Here is a 24454-nt window from a genome sequence, read left to right as displayed (position 1 = left end):
GTCAGAGGTCTTTCTGCAAGACCACCACATCCGAGGTGCGGAAGCCGAGGCGGTCGTAAAAATCGCGGATAGCGATATTGTCTTGCCGGACCATGAGGTTGAGGCGCCAGACGCCGCGCGCGGTGAGCCAGCTTTCTGCCTCGCGCATCAGGCGGCGGGCGAGGCCCTGCCCGCGATGCGTTTCGGCGATGGCGAGGTAGTAGACCCAACCGCGATGGCCGTCCGCGCCGGTCATGACCGTGCCGATGATCGCGCCGTCCTGACTGACGATAAAGAGTTCCGATTCCGGGCGTTCAAGGCAATAGCTGATGTCGCGGGCCGGGTCGTTCCACGGGCGCGTAAGGCCGCAAGCCTCCCAGAGAAGCGCGATTTGCGGGATGTCCGCCGAGCTGGCAGTGTCGAAAATCGGGCGGCTCATGGGCGGTAGGGCAGCACCGCGCCCGGATTGAGAATGCCCTTGGGGTCGAGTGCGGATTTGATGGCTCGCATGGCGGCGATCAGCGCCGGGTCCGCCACGGTTTCGAGTTCCGCCGCCTTGAAGCGCCCGATGCCGTGTTCGGCGGAGATGGAGCCGCCCATGGCCAGCACCTGCGCATGGACAATCCCGGTCAGGCGTTTGGCGTCGTAGTCGCTGCGGGTCCGGCCCTCAAGCGGGAAGAGATTGTAATGCAGATTGCCGTCCCCCACATGGCCGAAACAGTTGATCCGTAAATCCTCAGCGGCAAGCGCCTCGCCGGTTTCGCGGATGAAGGCGTCGAGCCCGTCCAGCGGCACGGAAATGTCGTGGCTGGCAATCGCGCCGATCTCTCGATTGGCGAGCGGGATTTCCTCACGCAGCCGCCACATCGCCGCCCGCTGGCTTTCAGATTGCGCCAGCACGGCCTCGCCGATAGTCCCGGCCTCCATGCGCGCGGCCAAAGCTTCGGCGAGCCGTTCGGGCAGATCGCTCTCCGCCGCGACGCTCGCCTCCATCAGGACGCGCCATTCCGGCCCGCTCTCCAGCGGATCGGCGGGGCCGAGACGGGCGGCGCGCAGGAAGGCAAGGCCCTGTTTGTGGATGAGTTCAAAGGCCGTGATCGCCTCGCCGGTCAGGGCCTGCATGTCGTGCAGAAGGTCGAGCGCCGCCGCCGGGCTCTCCACCGCCATCATCGCGGTGACGTGGTCGGCGGGTTGCAGGAACAGCTTGAGGCTCGCCGCGGTGATGATCCCAAGCGTGCCCTCGCTGCCGACGAGAAGCGACGCGAGATCATAGCCCATCCGGTCCTTGCGGAGTTTTTTCAGCCCGTGCCAGATCTGCCCGTCCGGCAGCACCGCTTCCAGCCCGAGGACGAGATCGCCCGCCGTGCCGTAACGCAGCACCTGAATGCCGCCCGCATTGCACGCCAGCGTGCCGCCGATGGAGCAGGAGCCTTGCGAGGCCATGGCGAGGGGGAACAGCCGGTCCGCCTTAGCCGCCGCGTCTTGCACCTCCTGCAAGGTCAGCCCGGCTTCGACAGTGATGACATTGCCCGCCGGGTCCACCTCCCGCACGGCGCGGAGTTTTTCGAGGGACAGGACGAGCGGCGCCACCGCGCCTGATGTGGGCGTCCCATCGGAGAGTTGACCGCCAACGAGCCCGGTGCCGCCGCCGTAAGGGACAATCGGCACGCCCGCCTCGTGGCAGGCGCGGACGATCTTCGCCACCTCTTCGGTCGAACCGGGGCGCACGACGCCGCCCGCAACGCCCTCCATCTTGCCGCGCCGCTCTTCGAGATAGCGCGGCTCGGCAGGCTGCCCGCCCAATGCGGCAACGAAATCAGGGGTGGCGGGGGTCAGCGTCATGGGCGGCTCCTTCTTGCCCCCGCATCCTGCATGATCGCGGCGGGAGTGCCAAGATCAGCCGGGCTGCGCGTCCTCATGGATCACGCGGGCGGCGGCGCGGTCGCTGCGCAAGTGGCTGTAAAGGATGTGATCCTGCCACTGATCGGCGATCTTGAGATAGGCGGGGAGCAGCGCCTCACGCTGGAATCCAACCGACTCCAGCACCTTCCGGCTGGCGCTGTTATGAGGAAGGATCGCCGCCTCTATCCGGCTCAGATCGAGGTCGAAAAACGCGTAGGAGATCACGGCGCTGACCGCCTCGGTCATGTAGCCCTTGCCGACATGCGGCTCGCCCAGCCAATAGCCGATGGTGCCCTGCTGGCTGACCCCGCGGCGGATATTGTCGAGGGTGATCGCGCCGAGCATCGGGCCGCCATCCAGCGGGCGGATGAAGAGCGGCACCGCGCGGCCATCCTCGATCATGCGCTGCGCCCAGTCCACGCGGGCGCGGAACCCGTTGCGGGTATAGTGGCGCGGATCGCGGGCGGGCTCCCAACGGCTGAGGAAATCCCAGCCATCGGAGCGCAGCCGCCGCCATTCGTTGAAATCGCCCATGAGCGGCGGCGACAGGCGCAGGCGCTCGGTGACCAGCACCGGCTCCTCGATATCCTTGAGCCGCCGCGGCCAGATCATGCCGCCAATTGCCCCTTGAGATCGCTGAGCATGGGGGCGTCGCCAATGGGGCCGTAAAGCGCCATCGCCGCCTTGCGCTCCGCGAGCGAGCCCGCGAAACGGCGGATGGAGGCGAGGTCCACCGCGTCGATCTTCGCCACGGTTTCCTCAATCGCCGGGATGCGGCCCCAGATCGAGAGCATCCGGGCCTGCCGCTCCGCGCGGGCGGACGGGCTTTCGAGACCCATCACGAGACCGGCCTTGAGTTGCGCGCGGGCGCGGGCGACCTCTTCTTCGGTGATCTCGCCCGGCGCGCGGCGCAGCTCGTCCATGGTGGCGTTCAGCAGTTCGGGCAGATCCTTCTCGCCGGTGCCCGCATAGAGGGTGAGCATCCCCGTGTCCTCATGCGCGCCGGCCTGAGCGAAGATGGTGTAGCAGAGGCCACGCTCCTCACGCAGCGCCTGAAAGAGCCGGGAGGACATGCCGCCGCCCATCAGGGTGGTATAAATCTGCGCTGTGTAGAGATCCGCATCGCGATAGCCGGGCGACTCGAAGGCCAGCGTCACATGGGCCTGTTCGAGCTTCTTGCGCTCGCGCCGCTCGCCGCCTTCGAAATGCGCCAGTTCCGGGCCGCCGCGATCTGCGCGGGCCATGCCGCCGAAGAGCCGTTCCGCATCCTTGACGATCTTGTCGTGATCGACCGCGCCCGCCGCCGAGAGGATCATCCGCTCGGGGTGGTAATGGGTGGAAACGAAGCCCGACAGATCCTCGCGCGAGAAGCCGGACACCCGCTCCGCCGGGCCAAGAATGGTGCGCCCGAAGGCCTGCTCCGGGTAAGCGGTTTCCTGAAGCCAGTCGAAAATAATGTCGTCGGGCGTGTCGAGGGACTGGCCGATTTCCGACAGGATCACGCCGCGCTCGCTCTCGATCTCCTTCGGCTCAAGGGTCGAACCGGTGAGAATGTCCCCGATCACATCGAGCGCCAGCGGCACGTCCTCGCCCAGAACCCGCGCATAATAGGCGGTGATTTCCTTGGAGGTGTAGGCGTTGATATAGCCGCCCACATCCTCAATCGTCTCGGCGATCTGACGGGCCGAGCGGCGCGCCGTGCCTTTGAACGCCATATGCTCAAGGAAATGGGCGATCCCGTTTTCCTCGGGGCGCTCATGCCGCCCGCCAGCCTCGACCCAGACCCCCAGCGTCGCCGAAGCGAGCGAGGGCTGGTGTTCCGTCACAATCCGCAGCCCGTTATCGAGCGTCGTTATCTTTTGTGTCATTCACATCCTTTGCAGCGGGCCTTAGGCGCCCCTGCGGTCCAAAATCAGTTTTTGCAGGGCTTGCCGGTCGTTCGGGACCGACGTCATCCGCTCTTCGCGGTCATAGAGATCCACCATATGCGGCGGCAGGGCCGGACGAATGCCGATCGCCTTTTCCACCGCATCGGGGAATTTCGCCGCATGGGCGGTGGCGAGGGCAACCATCGGCGTCATATCCGAGTAGGAGACAGCCACATCAATCGCAATGGCCGAATGCGGACAGACGATCTCGCCGGTGTCCTCATAGGTGGTTTTGATCCCATCGAGGGTCTCTTCGTCGTCCTTCCGATCCGAATAAAATTGCTCATCACGCAGCTTATCTAGGGCACCCTGGCTCAAATCAAAGCGGCCCTGCTCTTTCAACTCGGTGAAAAGCTGCGCGACCGCATCGCCTTCGCGGTCGTAAAGGTCGAACACAAGGCGCTCGAAATTGGACGAGACCTGAATATCCATCGACGGGCTGAGGGACGGAATTACGCCCTGTTTCTCGTGTTTGCCCTCTTCCAGCGTGCGGTGGAGAATGTCGTTCTTGTTGGTCGCGATGATCAGATCGTCAATCGGCAGGCCCATTTTCTTGGCCACATAGCCCGCATAGATATCCCCGAAATTGCCGGTCGGCACGGTGAAGCTGATTTTGCGATGCGGCGCGCCAAGATGGACGGCGGCGTAGAAGTAATAGACCACCTGCGCCATGATCCGCGCCCAGTTGATCGAGTTCACCCCTGCAAGGCCCACATGGTCGCGGAAGGCAAAATCGGCGAACATGTCCTTGAGAAGCCCCTGACAATCATCGAAATCCCCATCGACGGCGAGCGCATGGACATTCGCTTCGCTCGGCGTGGTCATCTGGCGGCGCTGCACTTCGGAAACGCGGCCCTCGGGGAAGAGAATAAACACATCCACATTGTCGAGGCCCCGGAAGGCTTCGATGGCGGCGGAGCCCGTGTCACCTGAGGTCGCGCCAACGATGGTGACGCGCTCGCCGCGGCGCTTCAGCACGGTTTCGAACATCTGGCCAATGAGCTGCATTGCGACGTCTTTGAATGCCAGAGTCGGGCCATGGAACAGCTCCAGCATGAAGAAATTGGAGCTAATCTGCTTCAGCGGCACGCGGGCGGCATGGTTAAAACTGGCATAGGCGCGGTCGATGATGTCGCGGAACTCATCATCGGTGAAGGTGTCGCCCACGAAGGGGCGCATCACCTCATAGGCCACCTCTTCATAGGTCTTATCGACCAGAGCGGCGATCTCACCATGGCTCATCTGCGGCCATTCGCGCGGCACGTAAAGCCCGCCATCGCGCGCAAGGCCCGTCAGCATTGCCTCTTCGAAGGAAAGCGCGGGCGCGTGGCCCCGTGTCGAGATGTAGTCCATATCTATGCCTTTTCGTTCCGTCCGCGCCACATACGCCAGATATACCAGCTTGTCATCATGGCCCAAGCAATTGCCATGCAAAACCACTGAATCGCATAGCCAAAATGATCATTCGGCAGGTTCGGCGTCACCGGCATGACGAAGGGGGCGCCGTCCGTCTGATTGCTCTGCACGACGAGGATCGGGTCCGTGCCGAGGGTGGCGGCCATGCTCGGCACATCGCGGGCGAACCAGATGAGGTTGTCCATATCGGGGTCCGGGATACCGCTACCGCCTTCATTGGGCCAGTGCAGATTGCCGACCACCTCAGCCGTGCCGGTCGGCCATGTGAGATCCGCCTGCGCGCGCGGCACAAACCCGCGATCCACCATGATGGTGCGCCCGCTGGTCTCGAACGGCGCGATGATCCGGTAGCCCGAGCCTTGCGGCGTGGCGGCGAGTGCGCGGATCTGGCCGGGCAGGAACGTGCCGTCTATCGTCACGCGCTGATATTCATCGGCCTCTTCGGTGGGGATTTCCGGCAGCGCGACGGCGTCCTCGGTCAGCCGCGCCTCGATGCTCTCGATCATCGCGGTTTTCGGGCCGACCTTGTTCCATTGCCACACGGCGAGGCTGACCAGCAGGCCGAACCCCAGAAGGGCGCAAAACGCCGTGAAGAAGATATTGCCGCGCATGGAGGTCTCCTAAAGAAAAAGCGGGCCGAGTGGCCCGCCCTTTGCATCGCTCAGCGGGGAATTAGCTGCCCCAGACGTAGATCGCGGCGAAAAGGAAGAGCCACACCACATCGACGAAGTGCCAATACCAAGCGGCGGCCTCAAAGCCGAGATGCTTGTCTTGCGTGAAATCGCCGCGACGTGCGCGCATCAGGCAGACGAAGAGGAAGATCGTCCCGATGATGACGTGGAAGCCGTGGAAGCCCGTCGCCATGAAGAAAATGCCGCCATAGGTGGTGTCGCCAATGCCGAAAAGGGCGTGGCTGTATTCGAAAGCCTGCAGGCCGGTGAAGATCACACCGAGGACCACGGCGATGGTCAGGCCCTGCACAAGCGCTTTGCGGTTGTTGTTATGCACCAGCTCATGGTGCGCCCATGTCACGGCGGTCCCGGACAGGAGCAGGATAAACGTGTTGATCAGCGGCAGGCCCCAAGGATCGAACGCTTCGATGGAGGCAGGCGGCCACTGGGCTTCGGCCACGGTGATCCCTTCGATCGCGCCCATCGGGTAGAAGGCGTTTTTGAAGAAGGTCCAGAAGAAGGCGACGAAGAACATCACCTCGGAGGCGATGAAGAGCAGCACGCCGTAGCGCAGGCCGATCTGCACCACCGGGGTGTGATCGCCCTCATGGCTTTCATCGACCACATCGGCCCACCACGCATACATGACGTAAAGCACCATCACGAGCCCTGCGAGCAGGAGCCACGGCGCGTCACCTTTCATGTAGCGCACGCCGCCCACCATCAGAAGGAAGGTGCCAACCGCGCCAAGGAACGGCCAGATGCTCGGCGGCAGAATGTGGTAATCGTGATTCTTCTCATGCGCCATCGGCGGATCCCCCAGTTCAGTTGCGTTCGTTTTAAGTCAGCTTATTGCCCTGTCGCAAGAGCGACATCGTTTTCTTCCGGCAAATCGGTCTCATGAAAGGTATAAGAGAGGGTGATTTCCGGCACATATTTCGCTTCGGGATCGTCGAGGAACTCCGGATCGACGAAGAAGGTCACCGGCATGTCCACCCGCTCGCCCGGTTGCAGCACCTGCATGTCGAAGCAGAAACAGTCGATTTTCTCGAAATAGCCCCCCGCCGAGAAGGGCGCGACATTGTAGCTCGCGGTGCCGGCGATCACCCGGTTGGTCGGGTTATAGGCCTCGTAGAAGGCGAGGAAGGTCTGGCCCATCTTCACCGTCATGGTGTTCTGCTTGGGTTTGAACTCCCACGGCATCCCTTTTTCGGTGGAGGCGTCGAAGCGGATGCGGATCTCTTCTTCGGACACTTCCACGCTGTCAGCCGCCGCCACGCCCGTTGCGCCGCCAAAGCCCGTGACCCGGCAGAACCAATCGTAGAAGGGCACGGAGGCATAGGCGAGCCCGACCATCAGGGCGACCGTGCCGACCACGCAGCCCGCAATTTCCCGATTATTCAACCGCATCGCCTTGCTCCACTATCTGCTCATCGCTCGGGCGCATACTGGTCGCGCCCTCGGCCGCTTCGGTCTGGCCCGGCACCATTTGCGGGCGCAGCGTGTGCTGGAACCGCTCGCCAAGCTCGCCCCGGCTCATTTTGACATAGGAGACGGCGAAAATCAGCACCACAAGCGCGCCAAGCGCGAGGCCCACGCCGACATTGCGGCTCCGCCGTCTGCGATAGATTTCATGTTGATCTGGTTTCATCAGCTCACCGCTCGGATCAGGGCGTCGATCCCGAGCGCCCCGAAATGGAGGAAAAGATAGAGAATGGAGAAGCCGAAAAAGCGTTTCTCGGCTTTGTATTTGTCCGCTTCGGCCTGCGCCTCGTCGCGCCGCCAGAGGCGGATGGCCCCGAGGAGGAAAATCGCGTTCAGCACGATGGCGGTGGCGAGATAGACGATCCCGCCCGCCGGCACCCAAGCGAGCGCCAGCGCCGTTGGCACCAGCAGCACGGTATAGGCGAGGATATGGGCGCGGGTGACTTTCTTGCCATGCGTCACGGTCAACATCGGCACACCGGCGCGGCTGTAATCCTCGTTCATGAAGAGCGCCAGCGCCCAGAAATGCGGCGGCGTCCACATGAAGATCAGGAGGAACATCAGGAAGGAGTCGAGCGAGACCCCGCCCGTCGCCACCGCCCAGCCGATCATCGGGGGGAACGCGCCCGCCGCACCGCCGATGACGATGTTTTGCGGGGTCGAGCGCTTCAGCCACATCGAATAGACGACGGCGTAGAAGAAGATGGTGAAGGCCAGAATGGCGGCCGAGAGCGGGTTGCCGAAGAGGAACAGCATCAGCACCGACATGCCAGACAGGCCAAGGCCAACCGCCAGCGCGTCTTCCTTGTCGAGGCGGCCCGAGGGGACCGGGCGGCCCGCTGTGCGTTTCATCACCGCGTCGATATCCGCGTCCCACCACATATTGAGCGCGCCCGATGCCCCTGCCCCGACGGCGATGCAGAGGAGCGCCGCGAACCCGATCACGGGATGCGGCGGCGTCGGTGCCGCGACCATCCCGATAAAGGCCGTGAAAATGACGAGCGACATCACCCGCGGCTTCAAAAGCGCGAAATAATCGCCGAATTGCGGTTCGGCGGGAAGGAGGCTGTCGTCAATGCTCATCATCGAAAAGAGCGGGGCGCGCGGCCCCGCTGTCCTTTACTCCGCCGAAGCCAGTTCCGTGGTGGATTCTGTCGGCAGTTTCGCTTGCTGGACGCTGTTCATATAGGCGTCGAATTTCTCCTGGCTCACCGCTTTGACGGTGATCGGCATGAAGGCGTGGTCCTTGCCGCAGAGCTCGGAACACTGGCCGAAATAGATGCCTTCCTGCTCAACATTGAACCATGTCTCATTGAGGCGGCCCGGAATGGCGTCCATTTTCACACCGAAGGCCGGCATCGCCCAGCTATGGATCACATCGCCGCCGGTCACGAGCAATTTCACATTCGCATTGGTCGGCACGATCACCGCATTGTCGGCGGCCAGCTGGAACCATTTCTCGTCATAGCCATAGGCGGCCATGTCTTCTTTGGGCAGCATATAGGCGGCGAACCCATGCTCCTGGTCCGGGTATTCATATTCCCAATACCACTGATAGCCGGTCGCCTTGATCGTCAGATCCGGGTCCGGGATGCGCACCTGTTTGAAAAGGACGGGCAGCGAGAAGGAGCCGATGACGATCAGGATCAGAACCGGGATGATCGTCCAGGCGATCTCCACCGGCGTGTTGTGGCTGAACCGTGCCGGTTCCTTGTTCACGCGGCTGTTGTAACGGATCGACACCCAAGCCATCAGCCCGGTCACGAAGAGAACGATCACGATCATGATGCTCATGACCATCGTGTCGAGCCACTGAACATCGCGGGCCAGTTCCGTCGCGGCGGGTTGAAAGCCGGTGGCTGCGCCGCCAGCCGGTGCGCCGATCACGGGAAGATCGCCCAGAAGCTCCGTCCCGGCCTGCTGTGCGGCAGCAACACCTGCTGCTGCAAATGCACCCGCGCCGGTCAGGCCCGCTGCGATCGTTTTCCCCATGCCCTTAAACATTCATGCATCTCCTTTGGCCCAGCCTGCGCCGCATAGATGGCGGATTGCCCATGCAGCGCGATTCCTGCTAGCTGTTCGTTTTGTGAAAAACCACAATCTCCGCGCCCGTGCAAGGCAAGAGGGATCGTAAATGACGAATGGAGCCACCGCAACACCATGAACAGCACCGTTTCGCCCCCTTTTCGCCCTTTTGAGACCGATCTTGATGAAGCTGCGGCGCTCAGTGTTCTGCGCGGCGCGGTGGCCGGGGCCGATGATGGCGAGTTGTTTTTGGAGCGTCGGCGCTCCGAAGCGCTGGTTCTCGACGATGGCCGGATCCGGCAAGCCAGTTACGATGCGTCCGAAGGGTTCGGCCTGCGCGCTGTGCGCGGCGAGGTGATCGGCTACGCCCATGCGACCGAGCTGAACGAAGCCGCCCTTGGCCGCGCCGCCGAAACCGCACGGTTGGCGGTTGGTGCGGGCGGCGGTGTGCTGGCTCCCGGTCCGCAAGGCACCAATCAGCGGCTTTATCCGCCAGATGATCCGTTGGAAGACGCGGATTTTGCAGAGAAAATCGCGCTTCTGCATGAGATCGACGCCTATGCCCGCGCCGCCGATCCAAAGGTCGTGCAAGTCACCGCCAGCCTCGCCGCCGCGCATCAGGAGGTGGTGATCCTGCGCCCCGATGGCCATATCCTCACCGATATCCGCCCGATGGCACGCATGAGTGTTGCCGTCATTCTGGAGAAAAACGGCCGGCGCGAGAGCGGCCATGCGGGCGGCGGCGGGCGGCACGGCTTGATCGACATGCTCCGCCCGAACCATTGGCAGGGCCTCATCCGCGAAGCGATCCGCATTGCCGAAGTGAATCTCGACGCGGTCCCGGCCCCGGCGGGCGCGTTCGACATTGCCCTTGGCCCCGGCTGGCCGGGTATCCTTTTGCATGAAGCGGTCGGCCACGGTCTTGAGGGCGATTTCAACCGCAAGAAAACCAGCGTTTTCGCAGGGTTGATGGGCGAGCAGGTGGCCGCGCCCGGTGTGACCGTCCTCGACGATGGCACCATCCCGGACCGCCGCGGCTCGCTCACCATCGACGATGAGGGCACGCCCTCGGGCAAGAATGTCCTGATCGAGAATGGCCGCCTCGTGGGTTATATGCAGGACCGGCAAAACGCGCGCCTCATGGGCGCGGCGCCCACCGGCAATGGCCGCCGCGAAAGCTACGCCCATGCCCCGATGCCGCGTATGACCAACACCTATATGCTCAGCGGCGATGCCGACCCCGGCGAGATCACCGCCAGCATCGAGAACGGTATTCACGCGGTCGGCTTCGGCGGCGGTCAGGTCGATATCACCAACGGCAAATTCGTGTTCTCCTGCACCGAGGCGTATCGCGTCCGAAACGGCAAGATCGGCGAGCCGGTGCGCGGCGCGACCCTGATTGGCGACGGCGCGACCGCGCTCCAGAAAATCCGCATGATCGGCAATGACATGGCGCTTGATCCGGGCGTCGGCAATTGCGGCAAGGCGGGCCAGTGGGTGCCGGTCGGCGTGGGCCAGCCGACGCTCCTGATCGGCGGGCTGACCGTGGGCGGCGCGGCGCTCGACTGATCCTTGCAGGCGAAAATCGCCGTTTGAGGTCAACGGGCTATTAACCGATTCTGCGGCAAAGACAGCGCATGACAGCGCTTCTCGATCATTTGCAGCTTTTCCGCAGCCCGAAAGTCGGCCCCCTCACCTATCAGCGCCTGATGGCCGAGTTCGATGGCGATGCCGCCGCCGCCCTCGACGCCTTGCCCGGCCTCGCCGGTAAGGATTACGAACCCGCGCCGCGCCACTTGGCGGAAGCCGAGCTAGAGGCAGGGCAAGCCTTCGGCGCGGAGTTGATCCTGCGGAGCGACCCGCGGTTCTCCCCGCTTCTGGCCGAGATCGACGGCGGCCCGCCGCTTCTTTGGGCCAAGGGTGATCTCAGCCTCCTCCACCGCTCCACCATCGCGATTGTCGGCGCGCGCAACGCATCCTCCGCCGGGTTGCGCATCTCCCGCCAGATCGCCCGCGAGATCGGCGCGGATGGGTTCATCATCGTCTCCGGCCTGGCCCGCGGGATAGACGGCGCGGTCCATGACGCCGCCCTCGCTTCAGGCACCATCGCCGTGGTCGCGGGCGGGCTCGACGTGATCTACCCGCCCGAACATGAATGGCTCCACGCGGAAATCGGCACCCACGGCCTTATCCTGTCGGAAATGCCCATGGGAATGCGCCCGCTCGCCCGCCATTTCCCGCGCCGCAACCGCATCATCTCCGGCCTCGCGCAAGCCACCGTGCTGGTCGAAGCCGCGCTGAAATCCGGCTCCATGATCACCGCCCGCGACGCCGCCGAACAGGGCCGCGAGGTAATGGCCATCCCCGGAAGCCCGCTCGATCCGCGCTCGCTTGGTTGCAACGCGCTGATCCGCGACGGCGCGACCCTCGTGCAATCGAGCCGCGAAATTCTCGAAACCCTCGGGCATAAGCGCGGCATGGTCCTCCCCGAAGCTGCCGAACAAGGCGCACTTCCGCTGGACGCCGAGCCCGCACCGCCCGACCTACCCGCCGCGATCCTCAGCGCCCTTTCCGCCGTCCCGGAAACCGAGGACCACATCATCCGCGCGCTGAAACGCCCCGCCCAAGAGGTGATGGGCGCAATCTCGGAGCTGGAAATCCTCGGCCAGGTCACCCGGCTCCCCGGCGGCCGCGTCTGCCTCGCCTGACGGCGCGACCAGCCACCGCCCGCTGCCCCCATCTCGCGGCAGCGCGCTGCGAAGGGGGTCAATCCCCCTGACGCAGCGCCCGCCCGCCAGATACGGCCAAGGTTGACAACGCCGCCCTACGCCCACATCTTCCGCCCCCGATCAAACGCTGGAGACCCGAATGGCCGTCGTCGTTGTCGAATCGCCTGCTAAGGCCAAGACTATCAACAAATATCTGGGCAATGACTTCACGGTTCTCGCCTCCTACGGCCATGTGCGCGACCTGCCGCCCAAGGACGGTTCGGTCGATCCTGACAATAATTTTGACATGAAATGGCAGATCGCGAGCGACAGCCAGAAACACGTCCGCGCGATTGCCGAGGCGCTGAAGGATGACGATCACCTCATCCTCGCAACCGACCCTGACCGCGAAGGCGAGGCGATTTCCTGGCATCTGCTCGAAGCGCTCACCAAGCGCCGCGCGGTGAAGAAATCCACCGAGGTTGAGCGGGTTGTCTTCAACGCGATCACCAAATCGGCGGTGACTTCGGCAATGGAGAACCCGCGCCAGATCGATATGGAACTGGTCCACGCCTATCTCGCCCGCCGCGCGCTCGACTATCTCGTCGGCTTCAACCTCTCGCCGGTCCTCTGGCGCAAGCTGCCCGGCGCGAAATCGGCGGGCCGGGTGCAGTCGGTCTCGCTGCGGCTCATTGTCGAGCGAGAAATGGAGATCGAGGCTTTCCGCCCGCAGGAATACTGGTCCGTCCGCGCCGCGCTGAAAACGCCGCGCGGTCAGGGCTTTGAGGCGCGTCTGACCACCCTCTCGGGCAAGAAACTCGACAAATTCGACATTCCCGACGCGACCAAGGCGGAACTTGCCGTGGCCGCCGTCGCCAAGCGTGATCTCAAGGTCGCGTCGGTCGAAGCCAAGCCCGGCACCCGTAACCCGGCGGCGCCCTTCATGACCTCAACCCTCCAGCAGGAGGCGAGCCGCAAGTTTTCCATGGGCGCGCAGCAGACCATGCGCGCGGCGCAGCGTCTCTATGAGGCGGGGCTGATCACCTATATGCGGACCGACGGAATCGATATGGCCCCTGAGGCCGTGATGTCCGCTCGCGACGCGATCAAGGGCCGGTATGGCGACAAATATGTCCCGAAAAGTCCGCGCATGTATAAGAACAAGGCGAAAAACGCGCAGGAAGCCCACGAATGTATCCGCCCGACGGATATGTCCCGCGCGCCGGATACGCTCGGCAAAGTCGAGCCGGATCAGCGCAAGCTTTACGATCTCATCTGGAAACGCGCGCTGGCGAGCCAGATGGAAGCGGCGCGGCTGGAGCGCACCACGGTCGAGATTGCCAGCGATGACGGGCAAGTGGGCCTCCGTGCGACCGGTCAGGTCATTGTGTTTGATGGCTTTTTGAAGGTCTATGAGGAAGGCCGCGACGATGTCGTCGAGGATGACGACGCGCGCCTGCCGCAGATCGATCAGGGCGACAAACTCGGCAAGGATGGCGGGGCGCTCAAGGCGCTCGCCGCGAAGATCGAAGAGGGCGAGAAACAGGCGCTTCTCTCCGACGATGCCGCCGTGCTCGGCCAGCAGCACCACACCACGCCGCCGCCGCGCTATACTGAGGCGACGCTGGTGAAGAAGATGGAAGAACTCGGCATCGGCCGCCCCTCCACCTACGCCTCGATCGTCACGACCATTCAGGATCGGGGCTATGTCCGCAAAGATCAGAACCGCCTGATTCCAGAGGATAAAGGGCGGCTCGTCACGGCGTTTCTGTCGAATTACTTCGCGCGCTACGTGTCCTATGATTTCACCGCGGGCCTTGAGAACGAGCTCGACGACATCACCCGCGGCGAGGAGGATTGGCACCTGGTTCTGGAGCGCTTCTGGCGCGATTTCTCCGCCGCGATTGGTGAGACCAGCGAGCTGCGCATTACCGATGTGCTTGAGAAAATTAACGAAATTCTCGCACCGCATCTCTTCCCCGATCCCGGCGATGGGTCGGACCCGCGGCTGTGCCCGCAATGTAGCAAGGGGCAGCTCAACCTGAAAACCGCCCGCTCCGGCGGCGCGTTTATCGGCTGCAGCAACTACCCGGATTGCAACTATACCCGCCCGCTCGCGGGATCGCTTGAGGGCGAGGATGTGATCGGCCCGGATGGTAAACTTCTCGGCCACACCGATGCGGGCGAGCCGATTTCCCTGCGCACCGGGCGCTTCGGCCCCTATGTGCAGGAGGGCGAGGTCACCGAAGAGAACAAGAAGCCGAACCGGGCGTCGATCCCGAAAGGCAAGGATCTCGAAGACGTTGATTTCGCTTACGCTATGGAGCTTTTGTCGCTCCCGCGTCTGATCGGCACCCATCCCGAAGGCGGCGAGCTTTCCACCAATATCGGGCGGTTCGGCCCCTATGTGATGCGCGAAACCGTGGGCGAGGATGGCAAGGCGAAAAAGGTTTACGCCAACCTCAAATCGGTCGATGAGGTCTTCACCCTCGGCATGAACCACGCGGTCGAACTGATCGCGCAAAAAGAGGCGCGCGGCGGGCGCGGTCAGGCGGCCAAGCCGTTGCATGAGCTGGGCGATCACCCCGATGGCGGCGCAGTCAATGTCATGGCCGGGCGCTACGGGCCTTATGTGAAATGGGAAAAGGTGAACGCGACCTTGCCCAAGGATCTGGAGCCCGAGGATGTGACGCTGGAGCGCGCGCTGGAGCTGATCGCCGAGAAACAGGCCAAGGGCGGCGGCAAGAAAAAGACGACCCGCAAAAGCGCAGCGAAAAAGCCTGCTGCGAAGAAAAAAGCCGCCCCCAAGAAGACGGCGAAGAAGGACTGAACGGGCAATCGTTAACCGAATCGTGACTCTCTCGGCGCATGGTCCGTAGCCATGCGCGCGGAGGGCTCGATGCATTACCTTGTGATTCTTTTTCTAGTCTTTGCTCTCGCTGCCAAGGCGGGCGAGGCCAACCGTGCGCAGCCGCGTTTTCCGCTCGGAATCGAGGATATTGGTTTTAGCGCGAGCTTGACCAAATCGGGCGAGCGCGAGGCGCGGCACCCCGGCCCTGCGGCCATGCGGCAGGCCCCGCCGGATCAGAAAAAAGAGCGGGAGGATGATCCGCTCTGGTCGCCCTCCGCGCGGGTCGATCTGACGATCAATTTCTGATTTTCTGCCGTTAAGATAATCATATGCGGCGCGGCTCAGGGGTGTTAAGCCATGCCCATGAGCAAGCTCCCATCCAAAGACGCCCTTCTCGATTTCATCCAAAGTCAGCCGAGCCGTGTAGGCAAGCGCGAGATCGCGCGCGCCTTCGGCATCAAGGGCGACCAGCGCGCGGCGCTCAAGGACATGCTCCGCGAATTGGCCGATGAGGGGCTGATCTCGCGCGGGCGGAAAAACGCGAAACCCGGCGCGCTGCCGCCGGTGACGGTACTGCGGGTGACGGGGCTCAATGATGCGGGCGAGCCGGTGGCCGTGCCGCAGCAGTGGAAAGAGGATGGCGCGCCGCCGCCGATCCTCGTGCTGCCCTCCGAAAAAGCCGCGCCCGGCGCGGGCGACCGCATTTTGGCGAAGCTGCGCAAAAGCCCGGACGGCCCCGGCTATGAAGCGGAGATCATGCGGCTTTTGAAAGATGGCCCGGCGCGGCTTCTCGGGATTTTCCGCAAGAATGCCGAAGGCGGCGGGCGGATTGTGCCGGTCGATAAGGGCGCGGATCGCGATTTTCTCGTCCCGGCGGGAGAGACGAATGGCGCGCGGGATGGCGAGCTTGTTGAGGGCGAGCAATTCGGCTCCAAAGCCCGCGCGGGCCTGCCGAAAGCGCGGATCACGGCGCGGCTTGGCGATCCGTCGGCCCCGAAATCCGTCTCGCTCATCGCGATCCATGAACATGGCATCCCGGACGCTTTCCCTCGCGCCGCGCTGGAGGAAGCTGAAGCGGCGGAGCGCGCGCCGATGGACGGCCGCACCGATTTGCGCGACGTGCCGCTCATCACCATCGACCCCTCCGATGCGCGCGACCATGACGATGCGGTCGCCGCCGAGGAGACCGAGACCGGCTTCACCCTCTGGGTCGCGATCGCCGATGTGGCCTATTATGTCCGCCCCGGCTCCGCGCTCGACAAGGAGGCGCGGCGGCGCGGGAACTCGACCTATTTTCCCGACCGCGTGGTGCCGATGCTGCCGGAAGAACTCTCCGCCGATCTCTGCTCGCTCCATGAGGGGGTGGACCGCCCTTGTGTTGCGGTCAAAATCACCATCGACCGGGACGGGAACAAGACGGGCCACGAATTTCTGCGCGGCATGATGAACTCGCCCGCCTCGCTCTCCTATGAGCAGGCGCAAGCGGCGGCAGATGGCGAGCCGGACGCGGGGGCCAAGCCGCATCTCGATGTGATCACAAATCTGTTCAAAGCCTATGCCGCGCTAAAAAAGGCGCGCACCCGGCGCGATCCGGTCGATCTGCACCTGCCGGAGCGGCAAATTCAGCTTGATGATGAGGGCAAGGTCACTTCGGTTGCGGTCAAGGAACGGTTTGACGCGCATCGGCTGATCGAGGAATTCATGGTCCTCGCCAATGTCTGCGCGGCGGAGACGCTGGAGAAAAAGCGCGCGGAATTCCTCTACCGTGTCCATGAGGAGCCCGGCCCGGAAAAACTCGATGCGCTGCGCGAGGTCGTTGATTCCATTGGCATGACGCTCGGCAAAGGGCAGGTCTTACAGACTCAGCAGCTCAACCGGCTGATCCGCGAGGCCGAAGGCACCGAGCATGACGAGATGGTCAATATGGCCGTGCTGCGCGCCATGACGCAGGCCTATTACAGCCCGCAGAATTTCAGCCATTTCGGCCTTGCCCTGAAGCGTTACGCGCATTTCACCTCGCCGATCCGCCGCTATGCAGATCTCATCGTCCACCGCGCGCTGATCTCGGCTCATGGCTGGGGCAAGGACGGCTTGCCGCCCGAGGCCGGGGACGAGTTGCCCGCCACCGCCGAGCATATTTCCATGACCGAACGCCGCTCCATGATGGCCGAGCGCGACACGACGGATCGCTATCTCGCCGCCTATCTCGAAGAACGGCAGGGCACGGAGATGGAGGGAACGGTTTCAGGAATCGCGAAATTCGGGATTTTCGTGAAGCTGAAAGAGACCGGCGCGGACGGGCTGATCCCGCTGTCCAGCCTTGGCCATGAATATTACCGCTATGACGCGACGACCCAGAGTCTCAAGGGCGAGCGCACCGGGCGGCGCATCGCGGCGGGCATGTCGGCGACGGTGCGGATTGCCGAAGTCACGCCGATTTCCGGCGGCATGATCTTCGAACTCCTGGCGCTGGAGGACAAGAAGCTCCCCACCCCGCCGAAGCGCAAATCCAGCACCAGCCCGCGCCGCAAACAGAAGCGTGCAAAAATCAAGCGGTCCAAGACCCGCAAGGGCCGCTGACGCTTTCTTTCGCGGCGACTGCGGGTTATCGTGTTTGCTAAATACATGCGAAAAGACATGGAGAGCAGCATGAAGACCCTCACCCGCGCCACGCTTGGGCTCGTCACCCTTGTCGGACTGGCCGCTTGCGCCGGATCCCCGATGCCCAATTATGGGGGCGGACCTGCCGCAGCCCCGGCCACGCAATATGGCAGTTTTGAAAGCTGGCGGAATGATTTCCGCTCCCGCGCCCTCTCCGCCGGCATCCGCGCCGACGTCTTCGACAGCGCCTTTGCCGGGATCAGCATGGACAATGAGGTCGTGCGGCTCGACGGGCAACAGGCGGAATTCTCGAAACAAATCTGGGAATATCTCGACGGCGCCGTCTCCTCGGACCGGATCGGCACGGGCCGCGCCAAGTCGCAGGAATGGTCGCGCACGCTGGACGGGATCGAGAGCCGCTACGGGGTGGACAAGCGCGCCGTGCTGGCGATCTGGGGGATGGAGACGAATTACGGCGGCTTCATGGGCAATAAATCCGTGATCGGCTCGCTCGCGACGCTGGCCTATGAAGGCCGCCGCCGCAGTTTCGCCGAGGAACAGCTCATCGCCGCGCTGCGCATCCTGCAATCGGGCGACACCAGCCCCGGCAATATGCGCGGAAGCTGGGCGGGCGCCATGGGCCACACGCAGTTCATGCCGACCTCCTATCTCACCTATGCGCAGGACTATTACGGCGACGGTCGCCGCGACATCTGGGATGCGGGCAACCCGACCGATGCGCTCGCTTCAACGGCCTATTATCTCAAGCAAAATGGCTGGGTGAAGGGTCAGCCCTGGGGCGTCGAAGTGGCGGTGCCGTCCGGGTTCAACTATGCTCTGGCGGATGAACAGACCAAACAGTCGGTTTCGGCTTGGCGCTCGCTCGGGGTGACGACGCCGTCGGGCGGGTCGGTCCCGGATTACGGCACGGCGGGGATGATTGCGCCGGGCGGCGCAAACGGTCCGAAATTCCTCGTTTTCAACAACTTCTCGGTCATCAAGACCTATAATAACTCGACCAGCTACGCCATGGGCGTGGGCCATCTGGGCGACCGGATCTATGGCGGCGCGCCCTTCGCGCAAAGCTGGCCGCGCGGTGATGCGGCGCTCTCGCGCACCCAGAAGCGCGAGTTACAGGAACGGCTGACCGCGCTTGGCTATGACACCGGCGGTATCGACGGCGTGACCGGCTCGAAAACATCCGACGCGGTGCGCCGCTATCAGCGCGACAACGGGCTCGTCGCCGATGGCTATGTCAACGCGGCGCTCTTGAACCGCCTGCGCTGATGCCGGTTCTGGACACCGCAAACTATGATGCGGTGATCGACGTGCGGTCCCCGGCGGAATTCACCGAGGACCATATTCCGGGCGCGATCAACCTGCCGGTGCTGTCCAATGACGAGCGCGCCGAGATCGGAACGCTCTACACGCAGATCAGCCGGTTCGAGGCCCGCCGCCGGGGTGCGGCGCTGGTCTCCGCCAATATCGCGCGCCATCTCGACGGGCCGCTGGCCTATAAACCCGCGAAATTCCGGCCGCTTGTCTACTGCTGGCGCGGCGGGATGCGCTCGAACAGTTTCGCCCATGTGCTGCGGCAGGTCGGCTGGCCCGCCGAGGTAGTGGAGGGCGGCTATCGCACCTATCGCCGCGCGGTGGCGGCGCGGCTTTACGACGAGGCGCTGCCCTTCCAGCCGGTGCTGATCGACGGGAACACGGGGACGGCCAAGACGGAAATCTTGAAGAGTTACGGCGGGTTGAAGCTTGATCTTGAAGGGCTGGCTAACCATCGCGGCTCGGTCTTTGGGGCGCAAGGCGCGCAGCCGAGCCAGAAGATGTTCGAGAGCCGTTTGGCGGACGCGATGGAGGGGCTGACCGGCCCGGTGCTGGTGGAGGCCGAGAGCAACAAGATCGGCGAGCTGCTGATCCCGCCAAGCCTCTGGAAAGCCATGCAGACCGCGCCCCGGATCATGATCGACGCACCTTTGGATGCCCGAGCGGATTTCCTCATGCGGGCTTATGGCGATATTTCGGAGGACCGGGCGGCGCTGGTCGAAATCCTTCGTCGCCTCAAGCCGTTGCAAGGGAAAGATCAAGTGGCCGCTTGGGAGGAGATGGTCGCCGCAGGCGAGATCAAGCCGCTGGCGCGTGACCTTCTGGAGCGGCATTACGATCCGGCCTATCGGCGCTCGCGCGGCGAACCGGTCGTGGCGGAGACGGTGCGGATGGTGAACCTCAATCCGTCCGAGGTCGCGCGGGCGGCCAGCGAGATTGCCGAGATCATTGCGGATTTGTGATCACACAGCAGACCGCCGCAGACGCAGACCGCGTTCTGTGATCACACCTATCGCCGCCGCGCCGGTTTCAGCGCAAAGCCGCTCCGCCTGATTTGCCGGGACCGTCGCGAGCAAGCCGCCCGAGGTTTGCGGGTCGAACATCAAGTCGCTCCGCGCATCGGGCGCGCCGTCCAGTGCATGCGGCTCGGTTTGGTTGGCATCGAAGAGCGTCGAGCGTACACCGTCTCGCGCGAGGACCAGCGCGCCCGCGAGAAGCGGGACGTGATCCACCCAAAGATCCGCGCCGACCTGCGAGGCGCGGCAAAGACTTCCCAAATGCCCGACGAGGCCGAAGCCGGTCACATCGGTCATGGCGGAGGCATGGGGGGCGAGGATCGCCGTAACCTCTTGGGATGACTGCGCCATTTGCGCCCAGGCTGCCGCCACATCGCGGGCCTGCGCGCGGCGCTGCATCTCGCCTGCGAGGAGAACGCCGGTGCCAATTGGTTTGGTCAGCAGGATCGCATCGCCCACCTGCGCGCCCGCGAGCCCGATCGGTTTGGGACAGTGGCCCGTCAGCGAAAAGCCGACCGTGAGCTCCGCGCCGAGCGCCGAGTGGCCGCCGACGAGCGCCGCGCCTGTGGGCTCCAACGCGGCGCGGGCCCCGGCGAGCAATTCCTTCAGCGTCCGCGCCTGTAGATCCTCGGTCATACGCGGCAGGATCAGGTTCGCGAGCGCCGTTTGCGGCTGCCCGCCCATGGCCCAGATGTCGCCCATGGCGTGGATCGCGGCGATGCGGCCCAAGAGATACGGATCGTCGAGAAAGGCGCGGAAATGGTCGGTCGTGAGCGCGACCGTCTCGCCGCCGATGCTGACAAGGGCGGCGTCGTCGCCCGCGCCTTGTAGGATATCGGGGCGCTGGATCGGCATCTCCGCAAGCGCGTCACGCAAAACCGCAGGCGCGACTTTGGCCCCGCACCCGGCGCAAAGCGGCGCGGCGAGATCGCGCGCGCCGAGGGCTGTTTCGGCGGGCTGCATCTCGGACATGGGCGGCAGATCGGTGAGCTTTTTCATAAAGCTGCGGTCGATGTGATCCTTCCAGCGCCACGCCCAAGCCCCCGAGGCCGAGCGGCCCCATTTGCCCGCCGCTGCCTTGGTTTCGCCCAAGGACAGCAGCTTGAGATAGTCCTTCTGCGGGTGATAGCGCGCGAGCCGTCCACCCGCCGCATAGGCCCGCAAATTGCGCGCGAGAACCGCGCCCTGGCGGACGGCGTAGACCCCGGCTTTGGGGCGCGGGTCCCATGGCATATGGGCGGCGTCCCCGGCTGCGAAGACGTGGTCATGCACCTCGGTTTGCAGGGTCGGGCGGATCGGGATGCCCTCCGCGCCGAAGCCGATCTGGCGGACGAGTGCGGGCATCTGCGCGCCGGGCGCGGTGACGATGAAATCGGTGGGAATGGCGCCCGCTTCGGTCTCGACATGGCCGGGGGCGAAGCCGGTGACGGGGCAGTCCGTCTTGACCTCCACGCCGAATTTGATGAGCGCCGCGCGGGCTTTTTCGCGAAGCGCGGGCATGGCCGGGAGGATGTCTCCGCCCGCTTCGATCAACGTCACATGCGCCCGGCCCGAGAGCCGCGCTTTCATGGCGAGGGCGAGCTCCACGCCCGCCGCGCCGCCGCCGATCATGGCGATCCGCGCGCCGTCCGGCGGGGCGGCCGCGAAGCGCTCCCACGCATCAAGAAAGCCCTCCAAGGGTTTGGCAGGGATGGTGTTTTCCGCGCCGGGCAGGCGCATGCCCGTTTCGATCCCGACATTGATCGAGGCGATGTCGAAACCGATCTCGGGGCGCTCATCGAGCAGGACGGAATGGGGCGTCAAGTCGCGCGCTTTGGCGAGGACGATCCGCGCGCCTGCGTGGCGGGCGAGGCGGATCAGGTCAATCTCAAGCGCCGCGCGCGGGTAGTGGCCCGCGACGACGCCGGGGAGCATCCCGGAATAAGTGGCGACCGGCTCCGGGGTGATGAGGGTGAGGCGCGCGCCGGGCAGCGGGTCCATCCCCCAGCGGCGCAGCGCGATGGCATGGGCGTGGCCGCCACCAATCAGGACGATGTCGCGCGAGAGGCGGATCACGGCCAGTCTTTCGCCCGCATCTCATGCAGGCGCGAGGCGGTGCGCTCGAATTCGAAACTGCCCGTGCCCTCGGCATAGAGGTTTTCCGGCTCGGCCGCAGCTTCGATCACCAGTTCGATTTTCGCCTCGTAGAGCGCATCGACGAGGGTCACGAAACGTTTGGCCGCATCGAAATTGGTGGCGTGCAGGCGCGGGACGCCTTCGAGGATCAGCCCGTCGATCTTCTTGGCGAGCGCGAGGTAATCCCCTGCCCCCAAAGGATTTTCGCAGAGCTTTTCGAAATCCGTCCGCACCACGCCCTTGGCGAAGCGGTGGAAGGTCAGCTTGCGGGATTTCAGCTCCAGCGTCAGCGCCTCGGGCTTCGCGCCGCCGGTCATGTCCTCCCACGCCGCGTCGAGCGCTTTGGGGGCGGGCGCGATCAGATAGCTGTCTTCGCGCGCGGTGCCGCCCTGCCGGTGATCGTTGGCGCTGTCGAGATGATAGACCTCCAGCTTCTCCTTGATGAGATCAATAAAGGGCAGGAAAAGCTGGCGGTTGAGGCCGTCCTTATAGAGATCATCCGGGTGGCGGTTCGAGGTGGTCACGACAACGATGCCGCGCGCAAACAGCCCCTCGAAGAGCCGCCCGACGATCATCGCATCGGTGATGTCGGTGATCTGCATTTCGTCGAAACAGAGCAGGGTCGCGCTGGCGGCGATCTTCTCGACGACCGGACCCATCGAGTCCTTGGTCCCCTTCTCCCGCGCCTCGCCGATGAGACCGTGGACCTCCTGCATGAATTCGTGGAAATGCACGCGGCGCTTCGGCTCCACCGGGGCGCTGTCGAAGAACATATTCATCAGCATCGACTTGCCGCGCCCGACGCCGCCCCAGATATAAAGACCCGGCATATCCGCCTCGGGCGTCTCTTCCTTGCCCCAGCCAAACAGCCCCTTGCGGACCTTTTTCGGCTTGCTCGGCTCGTAGCCCCTGAGTCGCGACCAGAGCATTTGAAGCTGCTCGACCGCGTGGCGCTGCGCAGGATCATCGCGCAGCTCGCCCTCTGCGACACGTTGGCGATATTGGGTGATCGGTCCGTCGGATGCCATGAATTCTCCTTATCCTGCATAGCAATAGGCCAGTCACCGGCGCTTGGCAAAGCCCGATTGACGCGGCGGAGATTCCGCTTCCGCTTGCCGCGCATCGCGCCTATGCTCGCCACCGTTCTGTCAGGAGTGAACGCCATGACCGCGAGCACCGCAAAAGCCAATCTTTTCACCCCCGTGATGATCGCCGGCTGCGTCATCATGCTGGTCGGTTTCGGCATCCGGGCGAGTTTCGGCCTGTTCCAGATCCCGATTGCGAGCGAGTTCAACTGGCCGCGCGCGGAATACTCCATGGCGATTGCGATCCAGAACCTTGCCTGGGGCTTCGGCCAGCCGATTTTCGGCGCGATTGGCGAGAAATGGGGCGACCGGGCGGCGATTGTGCTGGGGATTATCACCTATGCCATCGGCCTCGCGCTCTCGGCCTTTGCGATCACGCCGGAAGGGCATCAGCTGATTAACGTCATCATTGGCTTCGGTGTCGCAGGCACGGGCTTTGGCGTCATCCTTGCGATGATCGGCCGCGCGACGGATGAGAAAAACCGCTCCATGGCGCTCGGGATTGCGACGGCGGCGGGCTCGTCGGGCCAGCTTTTCGGCCCGCCCATCGTGGCCGCACTCCTGCCGAATATGGGCTGGGCGAATGTGTTTCTGGTCATGGCCGTCGCGATCCTCGCCGTCCTGCTGGTCCTTCCGCTCCTGCGCGGCGTCCATGCACCGAAGAAAAACGAATTGGAAGAAACCCTCGGCCAGATCCTGAAAAAAGCGATGCGGGACCCATCCTACACGCTGATCTTCCTCGGCTTTTTCTCCTGCGGCTTTCAGCTTGCCTTCATCACGGCCCACTTCCCGGCCATGGTCGCGGAGATGTGCGGCCCGATCCTGCCGACCGGGTTTCTCGCCAGCATGGGCATCACGACGACCACCGGCCTCGGCGCGATTGCGCTGGCGGTGATTGGGTTGATGAACATCATCGGCTCCATCACGGCGGGCGCATTGGGCCAGAAATTCACCCGCAAATATCTGCTTTCAGGCATCTACACCGCGCGGACGATCATCGCCGTCTGGTTCATCATGACCCCGATGACGCCGACCACGGTGCTGGTGTTCTCCGCCATCATGGGCGCGCTTTGGCTCGCCACCGTGCCGCTGACCTCCGGCCTCGTCGCCTATATTTACGGGCTGCGCTATATGGGCACGCTCTACGGGATCATCTTCCTGTCCCACCAGATCGGCGGGTTCCTCGGCGTCTGGCTCGGTGGCGCGCTCTATGACCGGTTTGGCGGCTATGAAGTTGTTTGGTGGGTCGGCATCGCGGTTGGCGCGTTCTCGGCCATCGTCCATCTGCCGGTGCGCGAGCAACCGATGCTGGCGGGGCCACGTCCCGCTTGATCCTGCGG

21 protein-coding genes are annotated in these 24454 nt (G+C 64.1%); 8 read left to right on the top strand and 13 right to left on the bottom strand.

Translation table 11 applies throughout. From position 1 onward, the window contains the following. Nucleotide 1: 1 nt before the first annotated feature. The 11 genes from ACMA5I_RS03265 to coxB form a co-directional block, all read right to left on the bottom strand. Entirely contained in the window at nucleotides 2-418 is a 417-nt protein-coding gene (locus ACMA5I_RS03265) for a GNAT family acetyltransferase (protein WP_525884805.1), read from the bottom strand. Continuing rightward, entirely contained in the window at nucleotides 415-1821 is a 1407-nt protein-coding gene (locus tag ACMA5I_RS03260; RefSeq protein WP_525884804.1) for an FAD-binding oxidoreductase, read from the bottom strand. Before ACMA5I_RS03260 ends, ACMA5I_RS03265 begins: the two co-directional genes overlap by 4 nt. Nucleotides 1822-1875: 54 nt before the next feature. Continuing rightward, entirely contained in the window at nucleotides 1876-2493 is a 618-nt protein-coding gene (locus ACMA5I_RS03255) for a GNAT family N-acetyltransferase (protein ID WP_525884803.1), read from the bottom strand. Then, entirely contained in the window at nucleotides 2490-3749 is a 1260-nt protein-coding gene (locus ACMA5I_RS03250; RefSeq protein WP_525884802.1) for a M16 family metallopeptidase, read from the bottom strand. Before ACMA5I_RS03250 ends, ACMA5I_RS03255 begins: the two co-directional genes overlap by 4 nt. 21 nt (nucleotides 3750-3770) lie before the next feature. After that, entirely contained in the window at nucleotides 3771-5162 is a 1392-nt protein-coding gene (gene thrC, locus ACMA5I_RS03245; protein WP_525884801.1) for a threonine synthase, read from the bottom strand. A 2-nt stretch (nucleotides 5163-5164) separates the two neighbouring features. Next, on the bottom strand, nucleotides 5165-5836 hold the full coding sequence (locus ACMA5I_RS03240; protein WP_525884800.1) for an SURF1 family protein: 672 nt from the start codon (nucleotides 5834-5836) through the stop codon (nucleotides 5165-5167). A 61-nt stretch (nucleotides 5837-5897) separates the two neighbouring features. Continuing rightward, the gene (locus tag ACMA5I_RS03235) at nucleotides 5898-6704 is read right to left on the bottom strand and encodes a cytochrome c oxidase subunit 3 (RefSeq protein WP_525884799.1); all 807 of its coding nucleotides are present in this window, start codon (nucleotides 6702-6704) and stop codon (nucleotides 5898-5900) included. A gap of 41 nt (nucleotides 6705-6745) precedes the next feature. Further along, the gene (locus ACMA5I_RS03230; RefSeq protein ID WP_525884798.1) at nucleotides 6746-7306 is read right to left on the bottom strand and encodes a cytochrome c oxidase assembly protein; all 561 of its coding nucleotides are present in this window, start codon (nucleotides 7304-7306) and stop codon (nucleotides 6746-6748) included. Next, nucleotides 7293-7547, bottom strand: a complete 255-nt coding sequence (locus ACMA5I_RS03225) for a cytochrome c oxidase system small membrane protein (RefSeq protein WP_525884797.1) — start codon at nucleotides 7545-7547, stop codon at nucleotides 7293-7295. Before ACMA5I_RS03225 ends, ACMA5I_RS03230 begins: the two co-directional genes overlap by 14 nt. Continuing rightward, nucleotides 7547-8467 carry a heme o synthase gene (gene cyoE, locus ACMA5I_RS03220; RefSeq protein WP_525884796.1) on the bottom strand — a complete coding sequence of 307 codons (921 nt, stop codon included), beginning with the start codon at nucleotides 8465-8467 and terminating at the stop codon, nucleotides 7547-7549. The genes ACMA5I_RS03225 and cyoE overlap by 1 nt, the downstream gene beginning before the upstream one ends. A 33-nt stretch (nucleotides 8468-8500) precedes the next feature. Continuing rightward, nucleotides 8501-9385, bottom strand: coding sequence for a cytochrome c oxidase subunit II (gene coxB, locus ACMA5I_RS03215; RefSeq protein WP_525884795.1), 885 nt, complete (start codon nucleotides 9383-9385; stop codon nucleotides 8501-8503). 156 nt (nucleotides 9386-9541) lie between these two features. On the opposite strand from coxB, the gene tldD reads away from it, so the two are divergent. From tldD to mnmH, 7 genes are all read left to right on the top strand, one after another. Beyond that, nucleotides 9542-10975, top strand: coding sequence for a metalloprotease TldD (gene tldD / locus ACMA5I_RS03210; RefSeq protein ID WP_525884794.1), 1434 nt, complete (start codon nucleotides 9542-9544; stop codon nucleotides 10973-10975). A 68-nt stretch (nucleotides 10976-11043) separates the two neighbouring features. Beyond that, nucleotides 11044-12114: a DNA-processing protein DprA gene (gene dprA / locus ACMA5I_RS03205; RefSeq protein WP_525884793.1), complete on the top strand. Its 1071-nt coding sequence runs from the start codon at nucleotides 11044-11046 to the stop codon at nucleotides 12112-12114. 160 nt (nucleotides 12115-12274) lie between these two features. Continuing rightward, the gene (gene topA / locus ACMA5I_RS03200; protein WP_525884792.1) at nucleotides 12275-14944 is read left to right on the top strand and encodes a type I DNA topoisomerase; all 2670 of its coding nucleotides are present in this window, start codon (nucleotides 12275-12277) and stop codon (nucleotides 14942-14944) included. Nucleotides 14945-15013: 69 nt separating this feature from the next. Beyond that, entirely contained in the window at nucleotides 15014-15271 is a 258-nt protein-coding gene (locus ACMA5I_RS03195) for a hypothetical protein (protein ID WP_525884791.1), read from the top strand. A 57-nt stretch (nucleotides 15272-15328) separates the two neighbouring features. Beyond that, nucleotides 15329-17545, top strand: a complete 2217-nt coding sequence (gene rnr, locus ACMA5I_RS03190; protein ID WP_525884790.1) for a ribonuclease R — start codon at nucleotides 15329-15331, stop codon at nucleotides 17543-17545. Nucleotides 17546-17614: 69 nt separating this feature from the next. Beyond that, nucleotides 17615-18853: a lytic murein transglycosylase gene (locus tag ACMA5I_RS03185; protein WP_525884789.1), complete on the top strand. Its 1239-nt coding sequence runs from the start codon at nucleotides 17615-17617 to the stop codon at nucleotides 18851-18853. Beyond that, nucleotides 18853-19860, top strand: coding sequence for a tRNA 2-selenouridine(34) synthase MnmH (mnmH, locus tag ACMA5I_RS03180; protein ID WP_525884788.1), 1008 nt, complete (start codon nucleotides 18853-18855; stop codon nucleotides 19858-19860). Before ACMA5I_RS03185 ends, mnmH begins: the two co-directional genes overlap by 1 nt. Here mnmH and ACMA5I_RS03175 read toward each other — a convergent pair whose 3' ends face one another. Together ACMA5I_RS03175 and zapE are read right to left on the bottom strand one after the other, a co-directional pair. Continuing rightward, nucleotides 19861-21969, bottom strand: a complete 2109-nt coding sequence (locus ACMA5I_RS03175; protein WP_525884787.1) for a slr1591 family oxidoreductase — start codon at nucleotides 21967-21969, stop codon at nucleotides 19861-19863. After that, entirely contained in the window at nucleotides 21966-23057 is a 1092-nt protein-coding gene (gene zapE, locus ACMA5I_RS03170; protein ID WP_525884786.1) for a cell division protein ZapE, read from the bottom strand. The genes ACMA5I_RS03175 and zapE overlap by 4 nt, the downstream gene beginning before the upstream one ends. A gap of 135 nt (nucleotides 23058-23192) precedes the next feature. Here zapE and ACMA5I_RS03165 point away from each other — a divergent pair, with 135 nt between their 5' ends. After that, on the top strand, nucleotides 23193-24446 hold the full coding sequence (locus ACMA5I_RS03165) for an MFS transporter (RefSeq protein WP_525884785.1): 1254 nt from the start codon (nucleotides 23193-23195) through the stop codon (nucleotides 24444-24446). Nucleotides 24447-24454: the final 8 nt, after the last annotated feature.

Origin of the sequence: Jujubicoccus corallicola (genome assembly GCF_047345645.1) — a bacterium.
Classification (GTDB): Bacteria; Pseudomonadota; Alphaproteobacteria; order Rhodobacterales; family Rhodobacteraceae; genus JBLEFH01.
This window is presented reverse-complemented; position numbering and strand designations above follow the sequence as displayed.